Genomic DNA, 21,419 nt, shown 5'->3' on the forward strand with positions numbered 1-21,419 from the left:
AAAAAAATTTTCCACGGTCGGCAAACACCGCTGTGACGGGCCCCGGACGTCCAACCACGCCAGCCTGAAGAGGTCCCTGGGGAAGATCCTGTTTGACTTACCCTCCCAGATAGTCTAAACCAATTACGTAGGTTATCTATATGACCTATGTGAACTGGATGGGCAGCCCCGATAGACGTCCGGGAAGATTCATGGCAATACTGCGACAAACATTGTCGGACGGAAGAAACTATCGAGGCTGACACACAACGATAAGGGTAGGCCCCGCCGGACCACCAAGCCCACAGAGAATGGGATACCGGGCGGAGGCCACCAGAAAAGAGGCACCGGGGCAGCAAAGCTCCGGGCACCGGGAGGAGTAGGCAGTGGAACTATTTGAGTATCTGCCACAGGTCTTCAGTGGCTGGAACATAGCCATACTGATCCTGGGAACGATCTTCGGCATCATTCTGGGCGCCACGCCCGGGCTAAGTCCCACCATGGCGGTCGCGCTTCTAATTCCCTTCACCTTCCAGATGGACGCCACCTCCGGCCTGATCATGCTCGGCGTGGTCTATACCGCCACGGTGGCCGGCGGCGCGGTCAGTGCCATATTGGTGAACATCCCCGGGGCCCCTGCCAACATCGCCACCATGCTGGACGGCCACCCCATGGCCCGTAACGGCCGGGCCACCGAGGCGCTGCACTACTGCTTCATCAGCTCGGGCATCGGCGGCGTGATCGGGGTAATGGTGCTCATCCTGTTCACCCCCATGCTGGTCAACTTCGCGCTGCAGTTCGGGCCGGCGGAGCTGTTCTGGACGGCAATCCTGGGGGTCACGGTCATCGGGTCGCTGGGCAGTTCGTCGGTGCTCAAGGGGCTGCTGGCCGGCGCCTTCGGGATCTGGATCTCCCTGGTGGGCATGAACCCGGTAACTGGCACCGAGCGTTTTGTCTTCTCGGAGCATCTGCAAGGCGGCATCACGATCATCCCGGCACTAATCGGGCTGTTCGCGATTCCGCAGATCCTGCAAATGGTGGAGACCGCCAAGCGCGGGCGCCAGGGCACGGAGTTCGCCATGGAGCAGCGCCCCATCATCCACTCGCTGTTCTATAACCTCAAGCGGGTTCGTTCACTGAGCATTGGCAGCACCATTGGTTCGCTGGTCGGCCTGATCCCTGGCGCCGGCGGGCAGATCGCAGGCCTCATTGCCTACGACCAGAACAAGAAGTTCAGCCGCAACCCGGAGAAATTCGGCAAGGGCGAGCCCGACGGGGTGATCACCTCCGAGAGCGCGAACAACGCCATGGTGGGCTCGTCGCTGGTGCCCATGCTGTCCCTGGGCGTTCCCGGCAGCCCCACCGCCGCGGTACTGCTGGGCGGGCTGCTCATCCAGGGGCTGTTCCCCGGCCCGGACCTGTTCCGCGACCATGCTGACGTGGCCTGGACCTTCATGGGTGCGCTGCTGGTCAGCCAGTTCCTGCTGGTGGCCGGTGGGCTTTACCTGGCCAGCTTCAGTAAGTACGTGATCCGGATCCCCAAGCAGTACATGGCGGCCGCCGTGGCCATTCTCGCGGTCTTCGGGACCTACAGCGTCCAGAACAGTTTCTCGGACGTCATCATCATGGTTTCGCTGGGCACGATGATGTACTTCGCCATGCGTTGGGGCTTCAGCCCCGGTCCGGTGGTGCTGGGCATCATTCTGGGCCCGATCGCGGAGAACAACTTCCTGCAGGGCCAGATGATCGCCGAGGCCACTGTGGGCATGGGTACCTACTTCTTCACCGGCACCATCAACATCATCCTCATCTCCTTCTGCGTCGTCTCGGTGGTCTACAGCATCATCGCGGAGTTCCGCATCCGCGCCCGCCGCCGTCAGGATGAGCAGACTGCACAAGGGGGGCAGGCCTGATGAACAGCAGCCATCTCCGCCACCGTATTACTGCCGTTGCCACCGTGGTGGTCTGCGGGCTCGTGGTCTGGGCGTCCTTTGCGCCCGATACCCCGATGGGCTACGAGTTCCCACAGGTCGTCGCCCTGAGCATGCTCGGCATCGCCGTCTTCCTCATGCTCCTGGCCTTCAAGCCAGGTGCCCGGGTGACGGGTGGTGAGGAAGAGCCCGTGCCATGGGGGTCCGTCTGGCCCCTGCTGGCCATCCTGTTCGGTTTTCTGCTGGTCAGCGAGTCACTGGGCTACTTCGTGTCCTCGGCCATCACGTTTTTCCTCATCGCCAGCATCTACAGCCCCGGGCGGTTCAGCTGGGCCCGGGTCACCCGCGTGGGCGCCATCACCCTCGCCTTCATGGGCGCCCTCTATTTGATCTTTGTCGTGGTTTTAAACGTTCAGGTCCCCGAAGGGGTTCTGTTCTAAGGCGAAGCACCATAACCAAAGCCCCGCTCAAAGGGGCGACTGGAGGAGAACCATGCAACTGAGCAACGCGATCCGCAAAGCCAAGGCCGCCGTCACCGCCATCAGCGCCGGTACCTTGTTCGCCGTCGCCGCCGGCCCCGCCATGGCGGACGACTTCCCGTCCCGCTCCATCAACGTCATCGTCTCCTACTCGGCGGGCGGTGCCACGGACTTCCAGGCCCGCATCGCCACCATGGCCGCCGAGGAGTACCTGGGCGAACCTATCGTCATCACCAACCGCCCCGGTGCCGGCGGCCAGGTGGGCTGGAACCACCTGGTCCGGCGCGGCCGTGACGACGGGCATGACCTGGCGTCTTACAACGTGCCCCACTTTATCGCCCAGTCGATCATGTACGACACCCACTACAGCATCGAAAACCTCGAGCCCATCGCCAACTGGGGCCAGGACCCGGCCGTGTTGATCGTGCCGGCGGACAGCCCCTTCGAGACCGTGGACGACCTGGTCGAATACGCCGAGGAGAACCCGGGCGGCGTGACCGTTTCCGGCGCGGGTCTGTTCGTTGGTCACCACATCGGCACCCTTCAGCTGGAGCGTGCAGCGGACATCGAACTCCGCTACGTGCCGACAGCCGGTGGTGTCGACGCCCTGCGCTTCGTGATGGGCGGCCAGGTAATGGCCGGCTTCAACAACCTCTCCGATGCCTACCGCAACCAGGACCGGCTGCGCATCCTGGCCATCGCCGATCTGGAGCGGGACGAGGACTTCCTGCCGGACGTCCCCACCTTCCAGGAGCTGGGCTACGACATCGACAACTCCAGCGTGAACTTCCGCGGCATCATGGCCCCGCAGGGCCCCTCCGAGGAGCGCCTGCAGTGGCTCTCCGACAAGTTCGTGGACATGTTCAACGACGAGCGGATCAAGTCGCAGATGAAAGAGGGTGGCTCCCCGATGAACGTCATGGGCCGCGAAGAGCTCAAGGAGATGTGGCAGGAACGCCAGGCCTTCCTGGAAGACCTGTTCGCCGAGATGGATGCTGACGAGATCGAGGAAGAACTCGAGCAGGACCAACCCTGATGGCGCGAGGGCGGGCCCCAAGGGTGCCCGCCCTGCCCCTAACCCCTCACCAGGCCGGATTACCGCTAGACCGGATCCGCTTGACCGACGGGCAGGGGTAACCTAGCTTTCCACTCATATATATGAGTTAACTGAATTGCCTGACACACAGGGGGAGCCCCTCCATGATGAGCAACAAAGCCAGTACCGTGGGCATCGACGATGAGGCGCAGGCCATCGTCAGCGACCTCATGAACCGAGCCCGCGTCGCACAGCTTCAATTCGAGACCTACAACCAGGAACAGGTGGACGAAGTCGTCGTCGCGACCGCCTGGGCGCTGCTGGAACCGGTGCGTAACCGTGAGCTCTCTGAACTCGCCGTCAGCACCACCGGCCTGGGCAACGTCAAGGACAAGATCACCAAGAACCACCGCAAGACCATGGGCCTGCTGCGCGACCTCAAGGGCGCGCGGACCGTAGGCGTGGTTCAGGAACTGCCGGAGCTGGGCCTGGTAGAGATCGCCCGCCCGGTGGGCGTGGTTGGCGCCGTGGTGCCGTCCACCAACCCGGCGGCCACGCCGATGAACAAGACCCTCAACGCCCTCAAGGGGCGCAACGCCATCATTTTGGCCCCCTCCCCAAAGGGGCAGGAGGTCTGCACCCGTCTGATCAAGTACATCCACGCCGAACTGGACCGGATCGGTGCCCCGCGGGATCTGGTGCAACAACTACCGGCCCCGGTCAACAAGGCCACCACGCATCAGTTGATGCACCAGGCTGACCTGGTAGTGGTCACCGGCTCGCAGAACAACGTGCGCTCGGCCTACTCCAGTGGCGGCCCTGCCATCGGTGTCGGCGCGGGCAACGTGCCCGTCATCATCGACTCCAGCGCCGACCTGGCCCAAGCCGCCGCCAAGATCCGCCTCTCCAAGACCTTCGACAACGCCACCAGCTGCTCGTCCGAGAACAACCTGGTCATCGTCGACGACGTGTACGACGCGGCGATCAAGGCGCTGGCGGTGGAAGGCGGCATTGTGCTTACCCCGGAGGAAAAGGCCCAGCTGCAGCGGACCCTGTGGGTGGATGGCAATCTGAACCGCGATGTCATCGCCAAGAGTGCGCCCGAGATCGCCGAGGCCTGCGGCTTCTCCCGTCCCGAACTGCGCAGCGCCACCATGCTGCTGGTGGAGGAGACCGGGGTCGGCAAGGACCACCCCTTCTCAGGCGAGAAGCTCTCCCCGGTGCTCACCGTATACCGGGCACCGGATTTTGACGGTGCCTATGACCGTACCCGCGAGATCCTGGAACACCAGGGCAAGGGCCACTCCTGCGGCATCCACACTGAGGATGAAGCGCACATCAACCGCCTCGGCCTGCACATGCCGGTCTGTCGCGTCATCGTCAATCAGGCACACGCTGTGGCTACCGGCGGCAGTTTCGACAACGGCCTGCCCTTCTCCCTCTCAATGGGGTGTGGCACCTGGGGCCAGAACAGCATCTCCGAGAACCTGAACTACCGCCATTACCTGAACACGACCCGGGTCGTGAAGACCATCACACCCAACGAACCGACGCTGGACGAGATCTTCGGCGATTACTGGCAGAAATTCGGCCTTGAAGGCGCGTGAACCCGGGGCAGTCGGGAGAGGTAACCATGACCATATTGCACTACATCGAACACTGGGCCGGGCAGACCCCGGACAAGACCTACCTGGTGGCCCCGGAGCCGAACGAACAGGTGAGTTTCTCGGAGCTGCAGGATTACGTGTCCGCCATCTCGCGCCAGCTGGACGCGCTGGGTGCGCCCCAGGGGGCGCACGTTGCCACGCTGATGGACAACGGCAAATGGACGGGCCTGCTGTTCCTGGCCATCATGGCCAGCGGCCGCGTGGTCGTCCCCCTGAACGCCATCTCCGGTGACTCGCAGCTGGAGTATGTGCTGGACCACTCCGACGCCAACGTGCTGTTCGCCTCGGCGGGCCACCTGGCTCGCGGGCGCAAGATCAGCGAGGCCTCGGAGCGCGAGATCCGGGTCATCCCGACCTGCCCCGACCAGGGCCCGGAATGGCCGGGGGAGCCGGCCCCGGCCCAGGGGTACCAGCCCCCCGTGCCGACGCCCGATGACAACGCGCTCCTCATCTACACCTCGGGCACCACCGGCAAACCCAAGGGCGTCATGCTGACCCAGCAGAACGTCATCGGCGGCGGGCTCAACACCGTGGAGGCCCACTGCCTGTCCAAGGAGGACCGCGGGCTCTGCGTGCTGCCGCTCTACCACATCAACGCGGAGATCGTGACCATGGTGGCACCGCTGATCAGCGGTGGCAGCGTCGTGGTCCCCCACCGGTTCAGCGCCAGCCAGTTCTGGGACCTGTTAATGGACCACCAGTGCACCTGGTTCAGCGTGGTCCCCACCATCGTCGCCTACCTGCTGGAGAAGGCCGAGACCGATCCCGTCGAGGTGCGCGACAACCCGCGACTGGCCCAATTGCGTTTCGGCCGCTCGGCCTCCTCCGCTCTGCCGCCAGAGGCGCACAAGGCGTTCGAGGAACGCTTCGGCATCGCCCTTATCGAGACCATGGGCCTGTCCGAGACCGCGGCCCAGATCCTCTCCAACCCGCTCCCGCCCTTCGAGTTCAAGTATGGCTCGCCCGGTATCGCCTACCGTAATGAGGTGAAGGTGGTACTGGAGGACGGCCGTGACGCCCCCGCCGGTGAGCCGGGTGAGCTCCATGTCCGGGGCGACAACGTGCTGAAGGGTTACTACAAGAACCCGGAGGCCACCGCATCGGCGCTCACGGCGGACGGCTGGTTTGCCACCGGCGACCTGGGCTACCAGGACGAGGAGGGGTTCTTCTACATCACGGGCCGGCTCAAGGAGTTGATCATCAAGGGGGGCGAGAACATCGCACCGCGTGAGATTGATGAAGCCTTATTGAAGCACCCTGCCGTGCTCGAGGCCGCCGCCTTCGGTGTACCCGACAAGAACTACGGCCAGGAGGTAATGGCCTGCGTGGTCTTGAAAGAGGGCAAACAGGCCCAACCGGAGGAGCTCCGCGAGACCGCGGCCAGGGAGCTGGGGCAGTACAAGGCACCCAAGGCGCTTCACGTGGTCCAGTGGTTGCCCAAGGGGCCGTCGGGCAAGGTGCAGCGGCTGAAGATTCCGGACATGCTGTCGGAGCTGAGCGCCGGGCCCGGGGCCATGGCCAACGGCGCGTGAAGGCGGTGGCCTGATCCCATTGGCCAGAAGAGCAGGAGAAGTGGCCGGGCCCGCGCCGGCCACAGCTTTCGAACTGGGCTCGCCGACACCGGCAGCGCCAAAAGGAGGAAATACAGATGGCTTTCGACATCAAGACCATCCTCTACGCCACGGACCTCGGCCCCAGGGGACCCGATGTCTTCCGCTGCGTGATCGGCATCGCGGAGCGCTTCGAGGCGGCGATTCACATCGTGCACGTGGTCGAGGAGCCCCGGTACATGCGCAATCAGATCCAGGCCCAGGCAGCCGAGCGCTTCATTGACCCCTCGCTGCTCAGCAATTACCAAAAGTCCACGCTCGAGGAGGTGGAGGAGGACCTGCGCAAGCGCCTGGATCAGTTCGGCCGGACCCTGCTGGATGCGGCCGATGCCAGCGCCGCGCACATCGCCGGGGTCCATGTCCGGCAGGGCCGCCCGCCGAAGGAGATCCTTGCCGAGGCGGACCGGCTGGACGCCGACTGCATCATCCTCGGCTCCCACCGGTACTCGGCGGTGGGCGAGATGATCATCGGCTCCGTGGCGCGGAAGATCACCATGAAGTCCACCCGACCGGTTTTCCTGTTCCCGGCATAAGCGCTTGCCGGCGGGGTGCCACGCACCCCGAGAGGCCCGGTCGGCACCGGACCCGAACACATCGCAGAAGCAGGGGTGCCCCGCGGGGCTGAGAACAGACCCTTCGAACCTGATCCGGATCGTACCGGCGCAGGGAGCTTCCACCCCCTTCGGCGGGGAAGCTCCCTGCGCCTGCAGGAGTGAGGCTCATGACCGCCGAGACCCAATCCCCTTGGATCACCGTCACCGTGAATGGCGATCCGTATCGAATGCCCGCCGGCAGCCGGCTCACCGACCTGATCACCCGGCGGGGCCTGCAGGGCGAACGCATGGCGATCGCGATCAACCGGTCGGTCATCCGTCGAACCGACTACCCCACCCGCCGCCTGACGCACGGCGATGCGATCGACATCGTGCACGCCGTCGGGGGCGGCTGAACAAAAGGGAGAACACCCCATGACCGCTCTCGATACACCCCTGATATTGGGCTCGCGCCACTACGGGTCCCGCCTGTTGCTGGGCACGGGGCGCTACAAGGACCTGGACCAAACCCGTCGGGCCATCCAGGCCAGCAGCGCGGAGATCGTCACCGTGGCGATCCGGCGCCTGTCCTCCACACCAGGCGGGAGCGGACTACTGCCCCTGCTCAGTGAGCTAGGCTGCACCGTGCTCCCCAACACCGCCGGTTGCTACACGGCCAAAGACGCCGTCTACACCTGCCAGCTGGCCCGGGACCTGCTGGATGGCGAGTCGCTCTGCAAGCTCGAGGTGATCGGCTGCAAGGAGACGCTGCAACCCGACATTCGCGGCACGCTGGCCGCTGCCGAGACGCTGGTCAATGATGGCTTCGACGTCATGGCCTACACCACGGACGATCCGTTGATCGCCCGGGAGCTCGCAGCGCTGGGCTGCGCGGCAGTCATGCCCCTGGGAGCCCCCATCGGTTCCGGGCTCGGCATCCAGAACCCACTGAACATCGCCCGGATCGTCGAGACCTGCGCGGTGCCGGTGCTGGTGGATGCCGGTGTCGGCACGGCTTCCCACGCCGCTATTGCCATGGAGTTGGGCTGTGACGCCGTACTGATGAACACCGCCATTGCGGATGCCGGTGAACCGGTCCGGATGGCCGAGGCCATGCGCCACGCCGTAATCGCCGGCCGGCAGGCGTGGCTGTCGGGGCGGATGCCGGCGCGCCAATACGCCCAGGCCTCCTCACCCCCCGGCGCCCTGTAAAACCAGGGGCGTCCGCGGCAACCGCGCCGCCGTTCATGCACATGCCCGGCGCGGCCTTCGCGTTCATTCAGGTCGCCGTTGGTTTAGGCTGGTAGAATTCCTCAGTCTTAACCATGAGCCGGAGCACCACATGACCCAGACACATCGGCGGGGGCGCCGCCTGCGAGTTACCGCGATCCTGGGCGGCTTGCTGACCACCGCGCTACTGGCAGGATGCCAGACGCTGCCCAGCGACGAGCAGCTCTCCGTGACCGCCTTCCAGGAGAGCCAGGCCGAACAGACCGAGGCCCTGCGCGAAGCGCTCGAATCCCTGGAACGCGCCCTCCAGGAGGACCTGGACGAACAGCATGGACAGCTGGCAACCCTGGGGCACAACCTCACCGAGCTGAACCAGCGAGTCGCCGAACTGACCACGACCGCCGAGGAGGACGACAACCGCGGCTTCGCCTCGGTGGTGGATGCCCGCGTGCCGACCGACAACGGCAACGGCCTCGAGGGCAAGTTGTTGTTGGGCGCGGTGGAATGGTTGGCACTGACCGAGCACGATATCGTCATGGCCTCACGGGTCGACTCCGGCGCGGCGAGTTCCTCGCTCAATGCCAAGGATATCAGCGAGTTCGAAAGGGACGGGGACACCTGGGTCCGCTTCACCGTGGTCTACCCTGACGGCAAGCCCGATGAGGTGGACGACGACGATTACCGGGAAGTGGAACTTGAAGCGCCGCTGGACAGTCGTACCACGGTACGTCAGGCCTCGGGCAGCGAGGAGCGCTTAGTGGTCCGGCTGCCGGTGCGGCTGGGCCCGATCGAGGATGAAGCACGCTTCACGCTCTCCGATCGATCCCACCTCACCTACCCCGCCCTGATCGGCCGGGATCTGCTCATGGACATCGCCCTGATCGATGTGGCGGAGACCTATCTGCATCCGCACCCCGACGACGACTGAACCGGCCCGCGCCCATGAAACTCGCCCGTAGCTCCCTTTTCTGGATTGCCGCCGTGCTCATCCTGGTGGGCCTAACCCACAGTGCGCACCGCCACCTGGAACACGGGGTGCCCTGGCTACCCGGCGCCGCGCAGACCCTTTGGGACATCGAGGCGACGGTCCAGCTGGAGGCCGAAGGCAACCCGGTCAAGGTGACCCTGGCGGTGCCAGACGATCCGCCCGGGTTCCGGCGCGTGGCGGAGCACACCGCGTCGCCGGGCTACGGGCTCAACTTCCTGGAGGACGAACGCCGCGTGGCCGAATGGACCACCCGTGAGGCAAGCGGGACGCAGGTCCTGTATTACCGTGCCCAGTTCCAGGTGGACCCGACGCTGGGCTCGCGCAACATGGGCGACCCGCCTGAAATCCGCAGCATCTCCTGGAGTCCCTCTCTGCAACTAGCCTCCACACAGGTGCTGGAGCAGGCGTGGCTGCAGTCCGCCGATGGCCTCAGCCTGGCCCGCGCCCTGGCCCGCCGGCTGAACGATCGCGATAACCAGAACGCGCAACTGCTCCTCAGCGAGTACCCGGCCAGCACCACGCTGGTCCGACTGCTGCACCAGGCCGAAGTGCCGGCCCGTACCATCCACGGGCTGATCCTGGAGGACGGGCGCCGACGACAGTCGCTGCAACCCTTCGTCCAGGTATTTGACGACGGGGAGTGGCGACTGTTCGATGCCACCGCCGGAACCCAGGTCAACCCGGATGAGGTGCTGCTTTGGGAGGGCACCGGCGGTCCGGTGCTCGAGGTGGAGGGTGGCCGCAACTCGCAGGTCTCCTTCTCCATGCTGGAGACCCGCCAGTCCGCTGCCGGCCTCGGTGAACAGGGCACCGTCACCGAGGCGGTGTTCAACCTCTCCATTCACAGCCTGCCGCTGTCGGAACAGGCCATCTTTCAGAGCATCCTGCTGCTGCCACTGGGGGCACTGGTGGTGGTCTTCTTCCGCGTTATCGTCGGGCTGGAGACCTCCGGCACCTTCATGCCGGTGCTCATCGCCCTCGCCTTTCTGGAGATGAACCTGCTCCCGGGCCTGATCACCTTCCTGCTGGTGGTAGGCGGGGGGCTGCTGATGCGCCAGGCCATGGCCCACCTCAACCTGTTACTGGTGGCGCGGGTCTCGGTGGTCATTGTCTGCGTAATCGGGCTGATATCGCTGCTCTCGGTCCTCAGTTTCCACCTGGGCTTCACCTCCGGACTCAAGGTAGCCCTCTTCCCCATGATCATCCTGGCCTGGACCATCGAGCGCATGTCCATCCTCTGGGAGGAGGAGGGCCCGCGCGATGTCTTCAAACAGGGTGCCGGCAGCCTGATCACCGCCATCGCCGCGTTCGGACTGATGCAAATGAACCTGGTCCAACACCTGATGTTCAACTTCCTCGGCCTGCAGTTGGTGGTCCTGGCCGGGATCATCCTGCTCGGTAGCTACACCGGTTACCGGCTGCTGGAGCTCTGGCGCTTCCGGCCCTTCCTGACCGAGGGCGGGGGGTCGCGGTGATGCGGCTGTTCGGGTGGGCCCGCCAGCTGCGTGAACAGGGCATTGTCGGGCTGAATGAGCGCAACCTGAGCCTGATCAACCTGCACAACCCCCGCGAGCGTTTCCCGCTGGTGGACGACAAGCTGCAGACCAAACTGCTGGCGCGCAAGTACGGGATCGACAGCCCGGAGCTGCTGGGCGTTATCCACAGCCAGGGCGAGATCCGCAAGCTGGAGTCACTGCTCCGGCCCGGCCAGGGGTTCGCGATCAAGCCCTCGCGGGGCAGCGGCGGCAAGGGCATCCTGGTCATTCTTGAACACAAGGACGGCTGGTTCCGCAAGGGCAGCGGCGTCTGGGTGAGCCGGCGCGATGTTGTGCGTTACCTCTCCAACCTGCTCTCCGGGCTTTACACCCTGGGCGGCAGCCCGGACGTGGCGGTCATCGAGGCACTGATCGAGTTCGACGCCCAGTTCGAGACCTTCACCTTCGAGGGCGTGCCGGACATCCGCGTGGTGGTCTACCGCGGCTACCCGCTGATGGCCATGATGCGCCTCTCCACCCACGCCTCCGACGGCAAGGCCAACCTCCACCAGGGGGCCATCGGTGTCGGGCTGGACATCGCCACCGGCAAGGCCAATCGCGCCGTACAGTACGATCGCCCGGTAACGGTGCACCCGGACACCGGCCGCAACCTGCATGAATTGGCCATCCCCGACTGGACCCGGCTGCTGGAGCTGGCCTCGGGCTGCTATGAAATGAGCGGCCTGGGCTACCTGGGCACCGACATGGTGCTCGACCGTAACCGCGGCCCCCTGCTGCTGGAGCTCAACGCCCGCCCCGGACTGGCCATCCAGATGGCCAACGGCTGCGGACTGGCGCCCCGCGTGGCCCGGATCGACAAGCAGGAGCGCGAACGCATCCGCAAACAGGATGACGAGCTCTACCCCGCCGCTGAACGGGTCGCATTCGCCCAGCGCGCCTTTGCCGCACCGCAAAAAACCTGACCGGCCCTCTTGAGAAAGGCGCTCCAAATTGCAACAATAGCCGGCTGATATCGCCGGCACCTTCCCGAGTGCCCACACACACGTGGCCCCTCGTATAGGCCACCACTGTCAGGAGTGACACATGCCTGCAATCACCCTCCCCGACGGCTCCCGTCGCGAGTACGAACACCCCGTCACGGTTGGCGAAGTGGCCGAATCCATCGGCAAGGGCCTGGCGCGCGCCGCGCTGGCCGGCCGTGTGGACGGCAAGCTGGTCGATCTCAGCCACCGCATCGAGTCCGATGCCGAGCTGGAGATCGTCACCGACCGTGACCCGGATGGCGTGGACATGATCCGCCATTCCACCGCCCACCTGATGGCCCAGGCCGTCAAGGAGCTGTTCCCCGAGGCCCAGGTCACCATTGGCCCGGTCATCGAGAACGGCTTCTATTACGATTTTGCCTACAAGCGCCCCTTCACTGAAGACGACCTGAAGACCATCGAAAAGAAGATGGAGGCGCTGGCAAAGCAGGATTTCCAGATCGAGCGCGATGTCTGGGACCGGGACGAGGCCATTCAGTTCTTCCTCGAACAGGGGGAGAAATACAAGGCCGAGATCATCGAGGACCTGCCAGAAAGCGAGATCATCTCCGTCTACAAGCAGGGCGAGTTCCTTGACCTCTGCCGCGGCCCCCACGTGCCCAGCACCGGCAAGCTCAAGGCCTTCAAGCTTCAGAAGGTGGCCGGCGCCTACTGGCGCGGCAACTCCGACAACGAGATGCTGCAACGCATCTACGGCACCGCCTGGCCGGACAAGAAGCAGCTCAAGGCCTACCTGCACCGGCTGGCCGAGGCCGAAAAGCGCGATCACCGCCGTATCGGCCGCGCCCAGGATCTCTTCCACGTGCAGGAGGAGGCCCCCGGCATGGCCTTCTGGCACCCCAAGGGGTGGAGCATCTACCTGGAGGTACAGGAGTACATCCGGCAGCTCACCAATCGCCATGGCTACCAGGAGATCCACACCCCGCAGCTGGTGGACCGCAGCCTGTGGGAGAAGTCCGGCCACTGGGACAAGTTCCAGGACAACATGTTCATCACCGAGTCCGAGTCCCGGGACTACGCGGTCAAGCCCATGAACTGCCCCTGCCACGTGCAGGTGTACAACCAGGGCCTGAAAAGCTACCGCGACCTGCCCCTGCGCCTGGCCGAGTTCGGCTCCTGCCACCGCAACGAGCCCTCCGGCACGCTGCACGGACTCATGCGGGTGCGCAACTTCGTGCAAGATGATGCCCACATCTTCTGCACCGAGGACCAGATCCAGCAGGAAGTGGCCGATTTCATCGACCTGGTCTTCAAGGCCTACAACGACTTCGGCTTCGATGACGTGATCATCGCCCTGTCCACCCGCCCGGACGAGCGCGTGGGCGAAGATGCCCTCTGGGACAAGGCCGAACACGCCCTGGAAGAGGCGCTGAACCGCGCCAACCTGGAGTGGCAGCTGCAGCCGGGCGAAGGCGCCTTCTACGGGCCGAAGATCGAGTTCACCCTGAAGGACTGCCTGGGCCGCACCTGGCAACTGGGCACCATCCAGGTGGATTTCTCCATGCCCGGCCGGCTGGGCGCCGCCTACGTGGCCGAAGACGGCAGCAAAAAGGTGCCGGTCATGCTGCACCGGGCCATCCTCGGCTCGCTGGAGCGTTTCATCGGCATCCTCATCGAACACTACGCCGGCGCCCTGCCCCCGTGGCTTGCACCGGTGCAGGCAGTTGTGCTTAATATCACTGATCGGCAGGCGGATTTTGCCCGCCAGATCGAAAAGCGCTTCCGTGAGCGGGGCTTGCGGGTCGATGCCGACTTGAGAAACGAGAAGATCGGCTTTAAAATCCGCGAGCACACGCTTCAAAAGGTTCCCTACATGCTGGTCGTGGGGGACAAAGAAGTGGAGAATCAAACGGTGGCCGTGCGTACCCGCGAGGGCCAGGATTTGGGCGCCATGTCCGTGGACGCCTTCCTGGAACGCCTCGAGGGCGAGGTGGCACGGCTTGGACGCAGCAACTCGGAGGATTAAAGGATCGCTGTCAGACCAAAAAGAGGAGGTGGGCGTAACGCCCCCTCAGACGATCGCAGGGTCAACCGCAACATCCGGGTACCGGAGGTTCGGCTCATAGACCAGACGGGCGATCAGGTGGGCATCATTGCCACCGAAGAGGCTCTCGAACGCGCCGAAGAAGCCGGGATGGACCTGGTTGAACTGGATGCGAATGCGAAGCCGCCGGTTTGCCGGATCATGGATTTCGGCAAGTTCAAGTTTGAGCAGAGCAAGAAGGCTCAGGCGGCTCGCAAGAAGCAGAAGCAGATCCAGGTCAAGGAGGTCAAGTTCCGGCCCGGCACCGACGAGGGTGACTACAAGGTCAAGCTGCGAAACCTCCGGCGCTTCCTGGAAGACGGTGACAAGTGCAAGGTCACCCTGCGCTTCCGGGGCCGCGAGATGGCCCACCAGGACCTCGGGCTGAAGCTGCTCAACCGGGTCGAGCAGGACCTGGAAGACATCGCCACCGTTGACCAGCGGCCCAAGATGGAAGGCCGGCTGATGGTCATGATGATGAGCCCGAGAAAGGGCAAGTAATCGAGCCACCCGATCCCCTGGCGCCACCCCGGGGTTGCGTACCGGGGGTGGCGTCTTTGTTTGTTATTTAGGGAGTCTGGAATGCCCAAGATCAAGACCAACCGTGGGGCGGCCAAGCGCTTCAAGGCCACGGCCACCGGCCGCTACAAGCGCGCCCACGCCTTCCACAACCACATCCTGACCAAGAAGGACAGCAAGCGGAAGCGCAAGCTGCGCGCCGATGCGCTGGTCGCCGAGGCGGACACCCCCATGATCCGCCGCATGATGCCCTACAGCTAAGCGTTACCGTTCGCCGGGAGTTATCGAGTCATGTCCAGAGTCAAGCGAGGAGTCACTGCCCGCGCCAAGCACAACAAGGTGCTGAAGAAGGCCAAGGGTTATTACGGCGCCCGCCGCAAGTCGTTCCGCATTGCGCGCCAGGCGGTCATCAAGTCCGGTCAGTACGCCTACCGTGACCGTCGCCAGCGCAAGCGTCAGTTCCGGGCGCTGTGGATCCAGCGGATCAACGCGGGCGCCCGTCAGCACGGTCTGTCCTACAGCCGCCTCATCCACGGGCTGCAGCAGGCCGGCGTCGAGCTGGACCGCAAGGTGCTGGCCGATCTGGCCGTCAACGATAAGGCCGCCTTTGGCGCGCTGGCCGAGAAAGCCCGCGAGGCCCTCGCCGCCTGAGACGCGTCCAGCAACCGTAAGCTGCCGCACGGCCGGCCCGGCACCACGGGGCCTCGCCGAAGACGAGCGGTGCGCCGGTACAGGCGAGTCGCCCCGCGCTGCGCGGGGCCGAACGGGGGAATGGCCCAGGCCTTCCCCCGTTTTCGGTTGTGGCGCCCCAGGTGCCTGCGACCCCTGCCCTGAATAAGCGCAGCCCCCGCTGCGCCAACACCTGACTGCAACGGGATCAGCATGAGCAGCGATCACGCAAGTCAACTGGAAGCGATGCTGGCCGAGGCCGAACAGGCCGTGGACCAGGCCCGGGATCTGGCCGCGCTGGACAGCGTGCGGGTCGCCTACCTGGGGAAGAAGGGCCAGCTCACCGAAGCGCTGAAGGGACTGGGCAAGCTGCCCGCCGACGAGCGCCCGCAGGCCGGTCAGGCCATTAATGCCGCCAAAAAGCAACTCCAGGCCCGGCTCGAGGGCCGCAAGGCCACGCTCGAGGCACGGGCCATGGAGCAGGCACTGGAAGCCGAGCGCCTGGATGTCACGCTCCCCGGCCGCGGCCAGGCGCCTGGCGGCCTGCACCCGGTCACCCGCACCCTGGAGCGCATCGAGCAGCTGTTTGCGGCCGCGGGCTTCACCGTGGGCCAGGGCCCCGAGGTCGAGGACGATTACCACAACTTCGAGGCGCTCAACATCCCGGAGCACCACCCGGCCCGGGCGATGCACGACACCTTCTACTTCGACGCCCACCACCTGCTGCGCACCCACACCTCGCCGGTGCAGGTACGGGTGATGGAAAAGGATGGCGCCCCGCTGCGCGTCATCGCGCCCGGGCGGGTTTACCGCTGCGACTCCGACCTCACCCACACCCCCATGTTCCACCAGGTGGAGGGGCTGCTGGTGGACGAGGGCGTGGGCTTTGCCGACCTGAAGGGCGTGCTGTACGACTTTCTCCAGGCCTTCTTCGAGCGGGACCTGGAGGTGCGCTTCCGCCCCTCCTACTTCCCCTTCACCGAGCCCTCGGCCGAGGTGGACGTGCAGTGCGTGAACTGCGGCGGCAACGGCTGCCGCGTCTGCGGCGGCACCGGCTGGCTGGAGGTGCTGGGCTGCGGCGTGGTGCACCCGCGGGTCTTCGAGCACAGCAACATCGACCCGGAGCGCTGGACCGGCTACGCCTTCGGCATGGGCGTGGAGCGCCTGGCCATGCTGCGCTACGGGGTCAACGACCTGCGCCTCTTCTTCGAGAACGATCTGCGCTTCCTGGCGCAGTTCCGCTGAGCCGGCGCCGCCGGCACGGCGTCCCCTGCCCCGGACAAGGACGGGATCGAATCCATGCTAATCAGTGAACACTGGCTGCGTGAATGGGTGGCCGACACCGGCCCCACCGAGCAACTCGCCCACCGGCTGACCATGGCCGGCCTGGAGGTGGACGGCGTGGAGCCCGCCGCCCCCGCCTTCAGCGGCGTCGTGGTTGGCCGTATCACCCGCTGCGAGCCGCACCCGGATGCCGACAAGCTCCGCCTCTGCCAGGTGGACGCCGGCCAGGGCGAGCCCCTGCAGGTTGTCTGCGGGGCGCCCAACGCCCGTGAGGGGCTGGTGGCCCCGCTGGCCACGGTGGGCGGCGAGCTGCCCGGCGGCCTGAAGATCAAGCGCGCCAAGCTCCGCGGCCAGGCCTCCTTCGGTATGCTCTGCTCCGCCCGCGAACTGGGCCTGAGCGAGGACGCCGACGGCCTGATGGAACTGCCGGAAGACGCGCCGGTGGGGCGCGACCTGCGCGACTATCTGGGTCTGGCCGATAACGTGATCGAGGTGGACCTGACCCCGAACCGCGCCGACTGCCTGGGCATGATCGGTGTTGCCCGCGAGGTGGGTGCCCTGCTGGAGCAGCCGGTGCAAACCCCGGACATCCCCGCCGTGCCGGCTGCCCTCGAGGACACGGTGGAGGTGCAACTGGATGCGCCCGAGGCCTGCGCCCGCTACCTGGGCCGGGTGGTGCGCGGCCTGAACCCACGGGCCGAGACACCGCTATGGATGCGCGAACGGCTCCGCCGCGCCGGTATCCGCAGCCTCGGTCCGCTAGTGGACGTGACCAACTACGTGCTGATCGAGCTGGGCCAGCCCATGCACGCCTTCGACCTGGCGCGGGTCGAGGGCACGATCCACGCCCGCTGGGCCCGGCCCGGCGAAACCCTGACCCTGATCGGCGGCGAGACCATCGAACTGGCCAGCGACCAGCTGGTGATTGCGGATGACCAGCAGGCGTTGGCACTCGCCGGCATCATGGGCGGCGAGGACTCCAGCGTCGGCGACGACACCCGGGACATCCTCCTGGAGTGCGCCTGGTTCGCACCCGCCGCCATCGCAGGCCGTGCCCGCGCCCACGGCCTGCACACCGACTCCTCCCACCGCTTCGAGCGCGGGGTGGACCCCGCCGGCCAGCACCGGGCCATGGCGCGGGCCTCCCAGCTGCTGCTGAGCATCTGTGGCGGCGAGGCGGGCCCCGTGAAGGAGGCCGTCGCCGAATCGCACCTCCCGGCGCGCGAGGCCGTCCGCCTGCGCGGGGCGCGGGTTGCCCGGGTACTGGGCGCCGACATCCCCGGCGATCGCATCATCGGGATGCTGGAGCGCCTGGGCATGCGGGTCACGCCGGAGGCCGACGGCGTCTGGCAGGTGGACCCGCCCAGCTGGCGCTTCGACATCGCCCGCGAGGAAGATCTGATCGAGGAGGTCGCCCGCCTCTACGGCTACGACCAACTGCCCACACGCCGGCCGCCGATCCCGCTTACCGTGGGCCGGGCGCCGGAGGAGCAGACCAGCCTCTCCCGCCTACGCCAGGTGCTGGTCCAGCGCGGCTACCACGAAGCAATCACCTATTCCTTTGTGGCTCCCGAGACACAACGCACACTGGACCCGGAGCACGAGGCCTTGCCCCTGGCCAACCCCATCTCCGCCGATTTGGCGGTGATGCGCACCAGCCTGTGGCCGGGCCTGGTACAGGCGGCCCGCCACAATCAGAACCGGCAGGTCCAGCGCATCCGCCTGTTCGAGAGCGGCCTGCGCTTTATCGGTGCCATGGGGCATCTGCGCCAGGAACCACGACTGGCCGGCCTGGCACTGGGCCCCGGCAACCCCGAGCAGTGGGGTGAACCGGGCCGGGCCCTGGACTTCTACGACGTGAAGGGCGACGTGGAGGCCCTGCTCGCTGCCGGTGGTCGCGGTGCCGAGTTCCGCTTCCAGCCGGACCGCCATCCGGCGCTGCACCCGGGCCAGACGGCGCGCATCCTTGACGGTGGGCAGCCCATCGGCTGGCTCGGCGCCCTGCATCCGGCCCAGGCCCGGGAGTTGGACATCCAGGGCCCAGTCTTCCTGTTCGACCTGGACCTGGCGGCCGTTCAGACCGCTGCGCTGCCCGCCTTCCGTCCCCTGTCGCGCTACCCGGCCAACCGCCGCGACCTGGCACTGTTGGTCGCCCACGATGTCCCGGCCCAGCAGCTGGTGGACGCGGCACTCGGCGCCGGTGGCGAGCAACTGGTGGACGTCCGGCTGTTTGACGTCTACGCCGGCAAGGGGGTGCCGGAGGGGCAGAAAAGCGTTGCCATGGGCTTGATTTTACAGGATTCTTCGCGCACGCTTACCGACGAGGACATGGACCGCGTGTTGGGGCGCGTGGTCGAACGCCTCGGACAGGAAACCGGTGCAGTCTTGAGGGGGGAATAACGGCATGGCGTTGACCAAGGCCGACATGGCCGAACGTCTGTTCGAAGAGGTAGGCCTGAACAAACGTGAGGCCAAGGAGCTGGTCGAATTGTTCTTCGAAGAGATCCGGCAGGCGCTGGAAACCGGCGTGCCGGTCAAGCTCTCGGGGTTCGGCAACTTCGACCTGCGTGACAAAAACGAGCGCCCCGGACGCAACCCCAAGACGGGCGAGGAGATACCCATCTCGGCCCGCCGGGTGGTTACCTTCCGTCCCGGGCAGAAGCTCAAGACGCGGGTAGAGGCCTATGCTGGAAACGTCAAACAATCTTGAGCTGCCGCCCATCCCGGCCAAGCGCTACTTCACCATCGGTGAGGTCAGCGAGCTCTGCGCCGTCAAACCGCACGTGCTGCGCTACTGGGAGCAGGAGTTCCCGCAGCTCAAGCCGGTCAAGCGGCGGGGCAACCGCCGGTACTACCAGCGCCAGGACGTCATCGTCATCCGCCAGATCCGTGCCCTGCTCTACGAGGAGGGCTTTACCATTGGCGGTGCGCGGCAAAAACTCTCCGGCGAAGGTGCCAAAGAGGACGTCAGCCAGACTCAACAGGTGATCCGCCAGATGCGGATCGAGCTTGAAGGCGTCCTGCACATCCTCAAGCGCTGACAGGCAATTGCAAGGGCCGGCGGACTACTGTAGTATCTCGGCTCTCCAAACGGGGTGTAGCGCAGCCTGGTAGCGCACCTGCATGGGGTGCAGGTGGTCGCAGGTTCGAATCCTGCCACCCCGACCAAACCGATAGAGACGGGCCGTTCACCCAGCGTGGCGGCCCGTTTTTTGTGTCCGTAACCCCGCGTCCCAACAACCCGAAAAAGGTTGCTAAGCTTGGGGCCGTGCCGGAAGCGCTCCGCTCCGGCTGACCGAATCCACCAGGGCGCCCGAACGCCGATGCCTCACACGGACGAACAAGAACCGACACCACAGGGTTATCCCGCCCGGGTGCTGGGCCAGCCGCGGGCCCTGATCGGCTTGGGCGTGGGCGCCTGCTACGGTATTGCCGTTGCGCTGAGCCTGCTCATCGCGGAACTCTCCCTAGAGATCAGCACCGTCTGGCTCGCGAGCGGCGTGGGCCTGATGGCCGTGCTGGTCTGGGGCTACTGGCTGCTCCCGGTACTGCTGGCCGCCCACTGGCTGGTAAGCCCGCCCATGAGCGAGGCGCCCTACTGGGTGGCCGCCGGCCTGGGGGTTATCGCAGTCACCGAGATCGGCATAGCGGCGCGGCTGCTCACGGGCTATGGCCGGCACCGAGTGCTGGACTTCGATCTCACCGGCACGGCCCGGTTTGCCTTCATCTGCCTCCTCCTCGTACCCGGTGGCGGTGCCCTGTTGGCCGCGAGCTGGCTGTCCGTCACCGGCACCGCTCCGGCCGAACTCTTCCTGCTGATCGCCCGCAACTGGTGGCTCAGCGTCGTCTTCGGCTTCGTCTGCGTGGTACCACTGGTAAGCAGCTGGCTGCGGTACGGGCCGCCTCGCTTTCATGGGCGACGCCGCGAGGCGTTGCTCGTACTATTGGCCCTGTTACTGCCAGTCGGGCTGATCGTCAGCTATCAGCTCAGCCGGGCAGACCCGGTGCACGCACTCTTGTACGGCGCATTACCGCTGCTTTTCTGGGCCAGCATCTTCCTCCGAGAGAGCGGCGCGGCCCTGGGCTTGACGCTGCTCACCGCAGCGACCATCGTCATCAGTCAACTAACGCCCGGTCACGCGGTGCCCGTCTGGTCCACCGGTGCGCATATTCTCGCCTTCGGGCTGATGGCGCTGCTGGTCGCTCACGCCCAGCGCAATCTGGAGGCGGCAGTGGCGTACCGCACGCGCCAGAACGACCTGGAGCGGCTCGCCTACCGGGATATGCTCACCGGCCTAAGCAACCGCCACCACCTGTTCGAGGCCCTGGAGGAGAGCATGGCGAGCTGGCGCACCCATGGCGCCCCCTTTGCCGTGCTCATCATGGACCTGGACAGCTTCAAGGCGATCAATGACCAGTACGGCCACCACGCCGGTGACGAGGTGCTCAAAACCCTCGCCGCCCGCCTGCGGCACAATCACAAGGGCGGCGATATCGCGGCGCGCTATGGAGGGGATGAGTTCGTCATCCTGCTCAACGACTGCGCGGATGCCCCCGCGGCCCTCGACGTTGCCCGGCGCCTGCTCGACGCGCTCGATGCGCCAATAACCTTTGCCACCACCGAGCACGGCCCGGTAACGGTGAACGTCGGGGTCAGTATGGGCTGTGCACATATCAGCCAGGGGGCGAACAGCCCGGATGCCCTTCTGGTGCAAGCCGATCAGGCGCTTTACGAAGCCAAGGCCGCCGGCAAACGCCGCGCTGCCCTCTACGGTGGTGACGTTGCAACCCCGGCCACCCCCGCCCTGGGCTCGGCACGATAACGGACAGACACCGAGCCATTGCGTTTATTCCCCCGCGGGAATAGGTTGATCACTAACGGTGAACTAATGCCGTTAGTGGATAATCGACGCCCGTGACCGGGATAAGGAC

General features: G+C 65.7%; 20 protein-coding genes, 1 tRNA gene and 1 riboswitch. All 21 genes read left to right on the forward strand.

The genetic code is table 11. The annotated features are described in order from the left end of the window. Positions 1-365: 365 nt before the first annotated feature. The 21 genes from DFR31_RS04180 (at position 366) to DFR31_RS04280 (ending at position 21,310) form a co-directional block, all read left to right on the forward strand. Positions 366-1,892, forward strand: a complete 1,527-nt coding sequence (locus DFR31_RS04180; RefSeq protein WP_121441379.1) for a tripartite tricarboxylate transporter permease — start codon at positions 366-368, stop codon at positions 1,890-1,892. After that, entirely contained in the window at positions 1,892-2,350 is a 459-nt protein-coding gene (locus DFR31_RS04185; protein ID WP_121441380.1) for a tripartite tricarboxylate transporter TctB family protein, read from the forward strand. Before DFR31_RS04180 ends, DFR31_RS04185 begins: the two co-directional genes overlap by 1 nt. 52 nt (positions 2,351-2,402) lie before the next feature. Further along, on the forward strand, positions 2,403-3,425 hold the full coding sequence (locus DFR31_RS04190) for a tripartite tricarboxylate transporter substrate binding protein (protein WP_121441381.1): 1,023 nt from the start codon (positions 2,403-2,405) through the stop codon (positions 3,423-3,425). A 164-nt stretch (positions 3,426-3,589) separates the two neighbouring features. Then, complete coding sequence (gene sauS, locus DFR31_RS04195) at positions 3,590-5,032, forward strand: acylating sulfoacetaldehyde dehydrogenase (protein WP_245971078.1); 1,443 nt, start codon at positions 3,590-3,592, stop codon at positions 5,030-5,032. A 26-nt stretch (positions 5,033-5,058) separates the two neighbouring features. Then, positions 5,059-6,624, forward strand: a complete 1,566-nt coding sequence (locus tag DFR31_RS04200; protein WP_121441382.1) for an AMP-binding protein — start codon at positions 5,059-5,061, stop codon at positions 6,622-6,624. A 116-nt stretch (positions 6,625-6,740) separates the two neighbouring features. Next, positions 6,741-7,235 (forward strand): universal stress protein, encoded by a 495-nt coding sequence (locus DFR31_RS04205; protein ID WP_121441383.1) that lies wholly within the window; start codon positions 6,741-6,743, stop codon positions 7,233-7,235. Positions 7,236-7,296: 61 nt separating this feature from the next. After that, a riboswitch (TPP riboswitch) is annotated at positions 7,297-7,388 on the forward strand. A 35-nt stretch (positions 7,389-7,423) separates the two neighbouring features. Next, positions 7,424-7,651, forward strand: coding sequence for a sulfur carrier protein ThiS (gene thiS / locus DFR31_RS04210; RefSeq protein WP_121441384.1), 228 nt, complete (start codon positions 7,424-7,426; stop codon positions 7,649-7,651). A gap of 19 nt (positions 7,652-7,670) precedes the next feature. After that, entirely contained in the window at positions 7,671-8,447 is a 777-nt protein-coding gene (locus DFR31_RS04215) for a thiazole synthase (protein WP_121441385.1), read from the forward strand. 130 nt (positions 8,448-8,577) lie between these two features. Continuing rightward, complete coding sequence (locus DFR31_RS04220) at positions 8,578-9,393, forward strand: ATP-dependent zinc protease family protein (RefSeq protein ID WP_121441386.1); 816 nt, start codon at positions 8,578-8,580, stop codon at positions 9,391-9,393. Positions 9,394-9,407: 14 nt separating this feature from the next. After that, positions 9,408-10,928 carry a UUP1 family membrane protein gene (locus DFR31_RS04225; RefSeq protein ID WP_121441387.1) on the forward strand — a complete coding sequence of 507 codons (1,521 nt, stop codon included), beginning with the start codon at positions 9,408-9,410 and terminating at the stop codon, positions 10,926-10,928. Next, positions 10,928-11,911 carry an alpha-L-glutamate ligase-like protein gene (locus tag DFR31_RS04230; protein ID WP_121441388.1) on the forward strand — a complete coding sequence of 328 codons (984 nt, stop codon included), beginning with the start codon at positions 10,928-10,930 and terminating at the stop codon, positions 11,909-11,911. Before DFR31_RS04225 ends, DFR31_RS04230 begins: the two co-directional genes overlap by 1 nt. Positions 11,912-12,032: 121 nt before the next feature. After that, positions 12,033-13,958 (forward strand): threonine--tRNA ligase, encoded by a 1,926-nt coding sequence (thrS, locus tag DFR31_RS04235; protein ID WP_121441389.1) that lies wholly within the window; start codon positions 12,033-12,035, stop codon positions 13,956-13,958. Positions 13,959-13,961: 3 nt separating this feature from the next. Beyond that, on the forward strand, positions 13,962-14,516 hold the full coding sequence (infC, locus tag DFR31_RS04240; RefSeq protein WP_121441390.1) for a translation initiation factor IF-3: 555 nt from the start codon (positions 13,962-13,964) through the stop codon (positions 14,514-14,516). A gap of 81 nt (positions 14,517-14,597) precedes the next feature. Continuing rightward, positions 14,598-14,795, forward strand: a complete 198-nt coding sequence (rpmI, locus tag DFR31_RS04245) for a 50S ribosomal protein L35 (protein ID WP_121441391.1) — start codon at positions 14,598-14,600, stop codon at positions 14,793-14,795. Positions 14,796-14,825: 30 nt separating this feature from the next. Continuing rightward, complete coding sequence (gene rplT, locus DFR31_RS04250) at positions 14,826-15,185, forward strand: 50S ribosomal protein L20 (RefSeq protein ID WP_121441392.1); 360 nt, start codon at positions 14,826-14,828, stop codon at positions 15,183-15,185. Between the two features lie 231 nt (positions 15,186-15,416). Continuing rightward, the gene (pheS, locus tag DFR31_RS04255; RefSeq protein WP_121441393.1) at positions 15,417-16,448 is read left to right on the forward strand and encodes a phenylalanine--tRNA ligase subunit alpha; all 1,032 of its coding nucleotides are present in this window, start codon (positions 15,417-15,419) and stop codon (positions 16,446-16,448) included. A 54-nt stretch (positions 16,449-16,502) separates the two neighbouring features. Continuing rightward, positions 16,503-18,887, forward strand: a complete 2,385-nt coding sequence (pheT, locus tag DFR31_RS04260) for a phenylalanine--tRNA ligase subunit beta (RefSeq protein ID WP_121441394.1) — start codon at positions 16,503-16,505, stop codon at positions 18,885-18,887. Between the two features lie 4 nt (positions 18,888-18,891). Continuing rightward, on the forward strand, positions 18,892-19,197 hold the full coding sequence (ihfA, locus tag DFR31_RS04265) for an integration host factor subunit alpha (protein WP_121441395.1): 306 nt from the start codon (positions 18,892-18,894) through the stop codon (positions 19,195-19,197). Beyond that, on the forward strand, positions 19,172-19,528 hold the full coding sequence (locus DFR31_RS04270) for a MerR family transcriptional regulator (protein WP_121441396.1): 357 nt from the start codon (positions 19,172-19,174) through the stop codon (positions 19,526-19,528). Before ihfA ends, DFR31_RS04270 begins: the two co-directional genes overlap by 26 nt. Before the next feature lie 50 nt (positions 19,529-19,578). Beyond that, positions 19,579-19,655, forward strand: a tRNA-Pro gene (locus DFR31_RS04275). 155 nt (positions 19,656-19,810) lie between these two features. Beyond that, positions 19,811-21,310 (forward strand): GGDEF domain-containing protein, encoded by a 1,500-nt coding sequence (locus DFR31_RS04280; protein ID WP_121441397.1) that lies wholly within the window; start codon positions 19,811-19,813, stop codon positions 21,308-21,310. The last annotated feature ends 109 nt before the right edge of the window (positions 21,311-21,419 follow it).

The organism is Alkalispirillum mobile (assembly GCF_003664325.1).
GTDB lineage: Bacteria > Pseudomonadota > Gammaproteobacteria > Nitrococcales > Halorhodospiraceae > Alkalilimnicola > Alkalilimnicola mobilis.

Coding starts and splice junctions, on each gene's coding strand:
- pheT (WP_121441394.1), top strand. CDS start 16,503: ATGCTAATCAGTGAACACTGGCTGCGTGAATGGGTGGCCGACACCGGC.
- ihfA (WP_121441395.1), top strand. CDS start 18,892: ATGGCGTTGACCAAGGCCGACATGGCCGAACGTCTGTTCGAAGAGGTA.
- DFR31_RS04200 (WP_121441382.1), top strand. CDS start 5,059: ATGACCATATTGCACTACATCGAACACTGGGCCGGGCAGACCCCGGAC.
- thrS (WP_121441389.1), top strand. CDS start 12,033: ATGCCTGCAATCACCCTCCCCGACGGCTCCCGTCGCGAGTACGAACAC.
- rpmI (WP_121441391.1), top strand. CDS start 14,598: ATGCCCAAGATCAAGACCAACCGTGGGGCGGCCAAGCGCTTCAAGGCC.
- rplT (WP_121441392.1), top strand. CDS start 14,826: ATGTCCAGAGTCAAGCGAGGAGTCACTGCCCGCGCCAAGCACAACAAG.
- DFR31_RS04215 (WP_121441385.1), top strand. CDS start 7,671: ATGACCGCTCTCGATACACCCCTGATATTGGGCTCGCGCCACTACGGG.
- DFR31_RS04205 (WP_121441383.1), top strand. CDS start 6,741: ATGGCTTTCGACATCAAGACCATCCTCTACGCCACGGACCTCGGCCCC.
- pheS (WP_121441393.1), top strand. CDS start 15,417: ATGAGCAGCGATCACGCAAGTCAACTGGAAGCGATGCTGGCCGAGGCC.
- DFR31_RS04225 (WP_121441387.1), top strand. CDS start 9,408: ATGAAACTCGCCCGTAGCTCCCTTTTCTGGATTGCCGCCGTGCTCATC.
- DFR31_RS04280 (WP_121441397.1), top strand. CDS start 19,811: ATGCCTCACACGGACGAACAAGAACCGACACCACAGGGTTATCCCGCC.
- DFR31_RS04185 (WP_121441380.1), top strand. CDS start 1,892: ATGAACAGCAGCCATCTCCGCCACCGTATTACTGCCGTTGCCACCGTG.
- DFR31_RS04220 (WP_121441386.1), top strand. CDS start 8,578: ATGACCCAGACACATCGGCGGGGGCGCCGCCTGCGAGTTACCGCGATC.
- DFR31_RS04230 (WP_121441388.1), top strand. CDS start 10,928: ATGCGGCTGTTCGGGTGGGCCCGCCAGCTGCGTGAACAGGGCATTGTC.
- sauS (WP_245971078.1), top strand. CDS start 3,590: ATGATGAGCAACAAAGCCAGTACCGTGGGCATCGACGATGAGGCGCAG.
- DFR31_RS04190 (WP_121441381.1), top strand. CDS start 2,403: ATGCAACTGAGCAACGCGATCCGCAAAGCCAAGGCCGCCGTCACCGCC.
- DFR31_RS04270 (WP_121441396.1), top strand. CDS start 19,172: ATGCTGGAAACGTCAAACAATCTTGAGCTGCCGCCCATCCCGGCCAAG.
- thiS (WP_121441384.1), top strand. CDS start 7,424: ATGACCGCCGAGACCCAATCCCCTTGGATCACCGTCACCGTGAATGGC.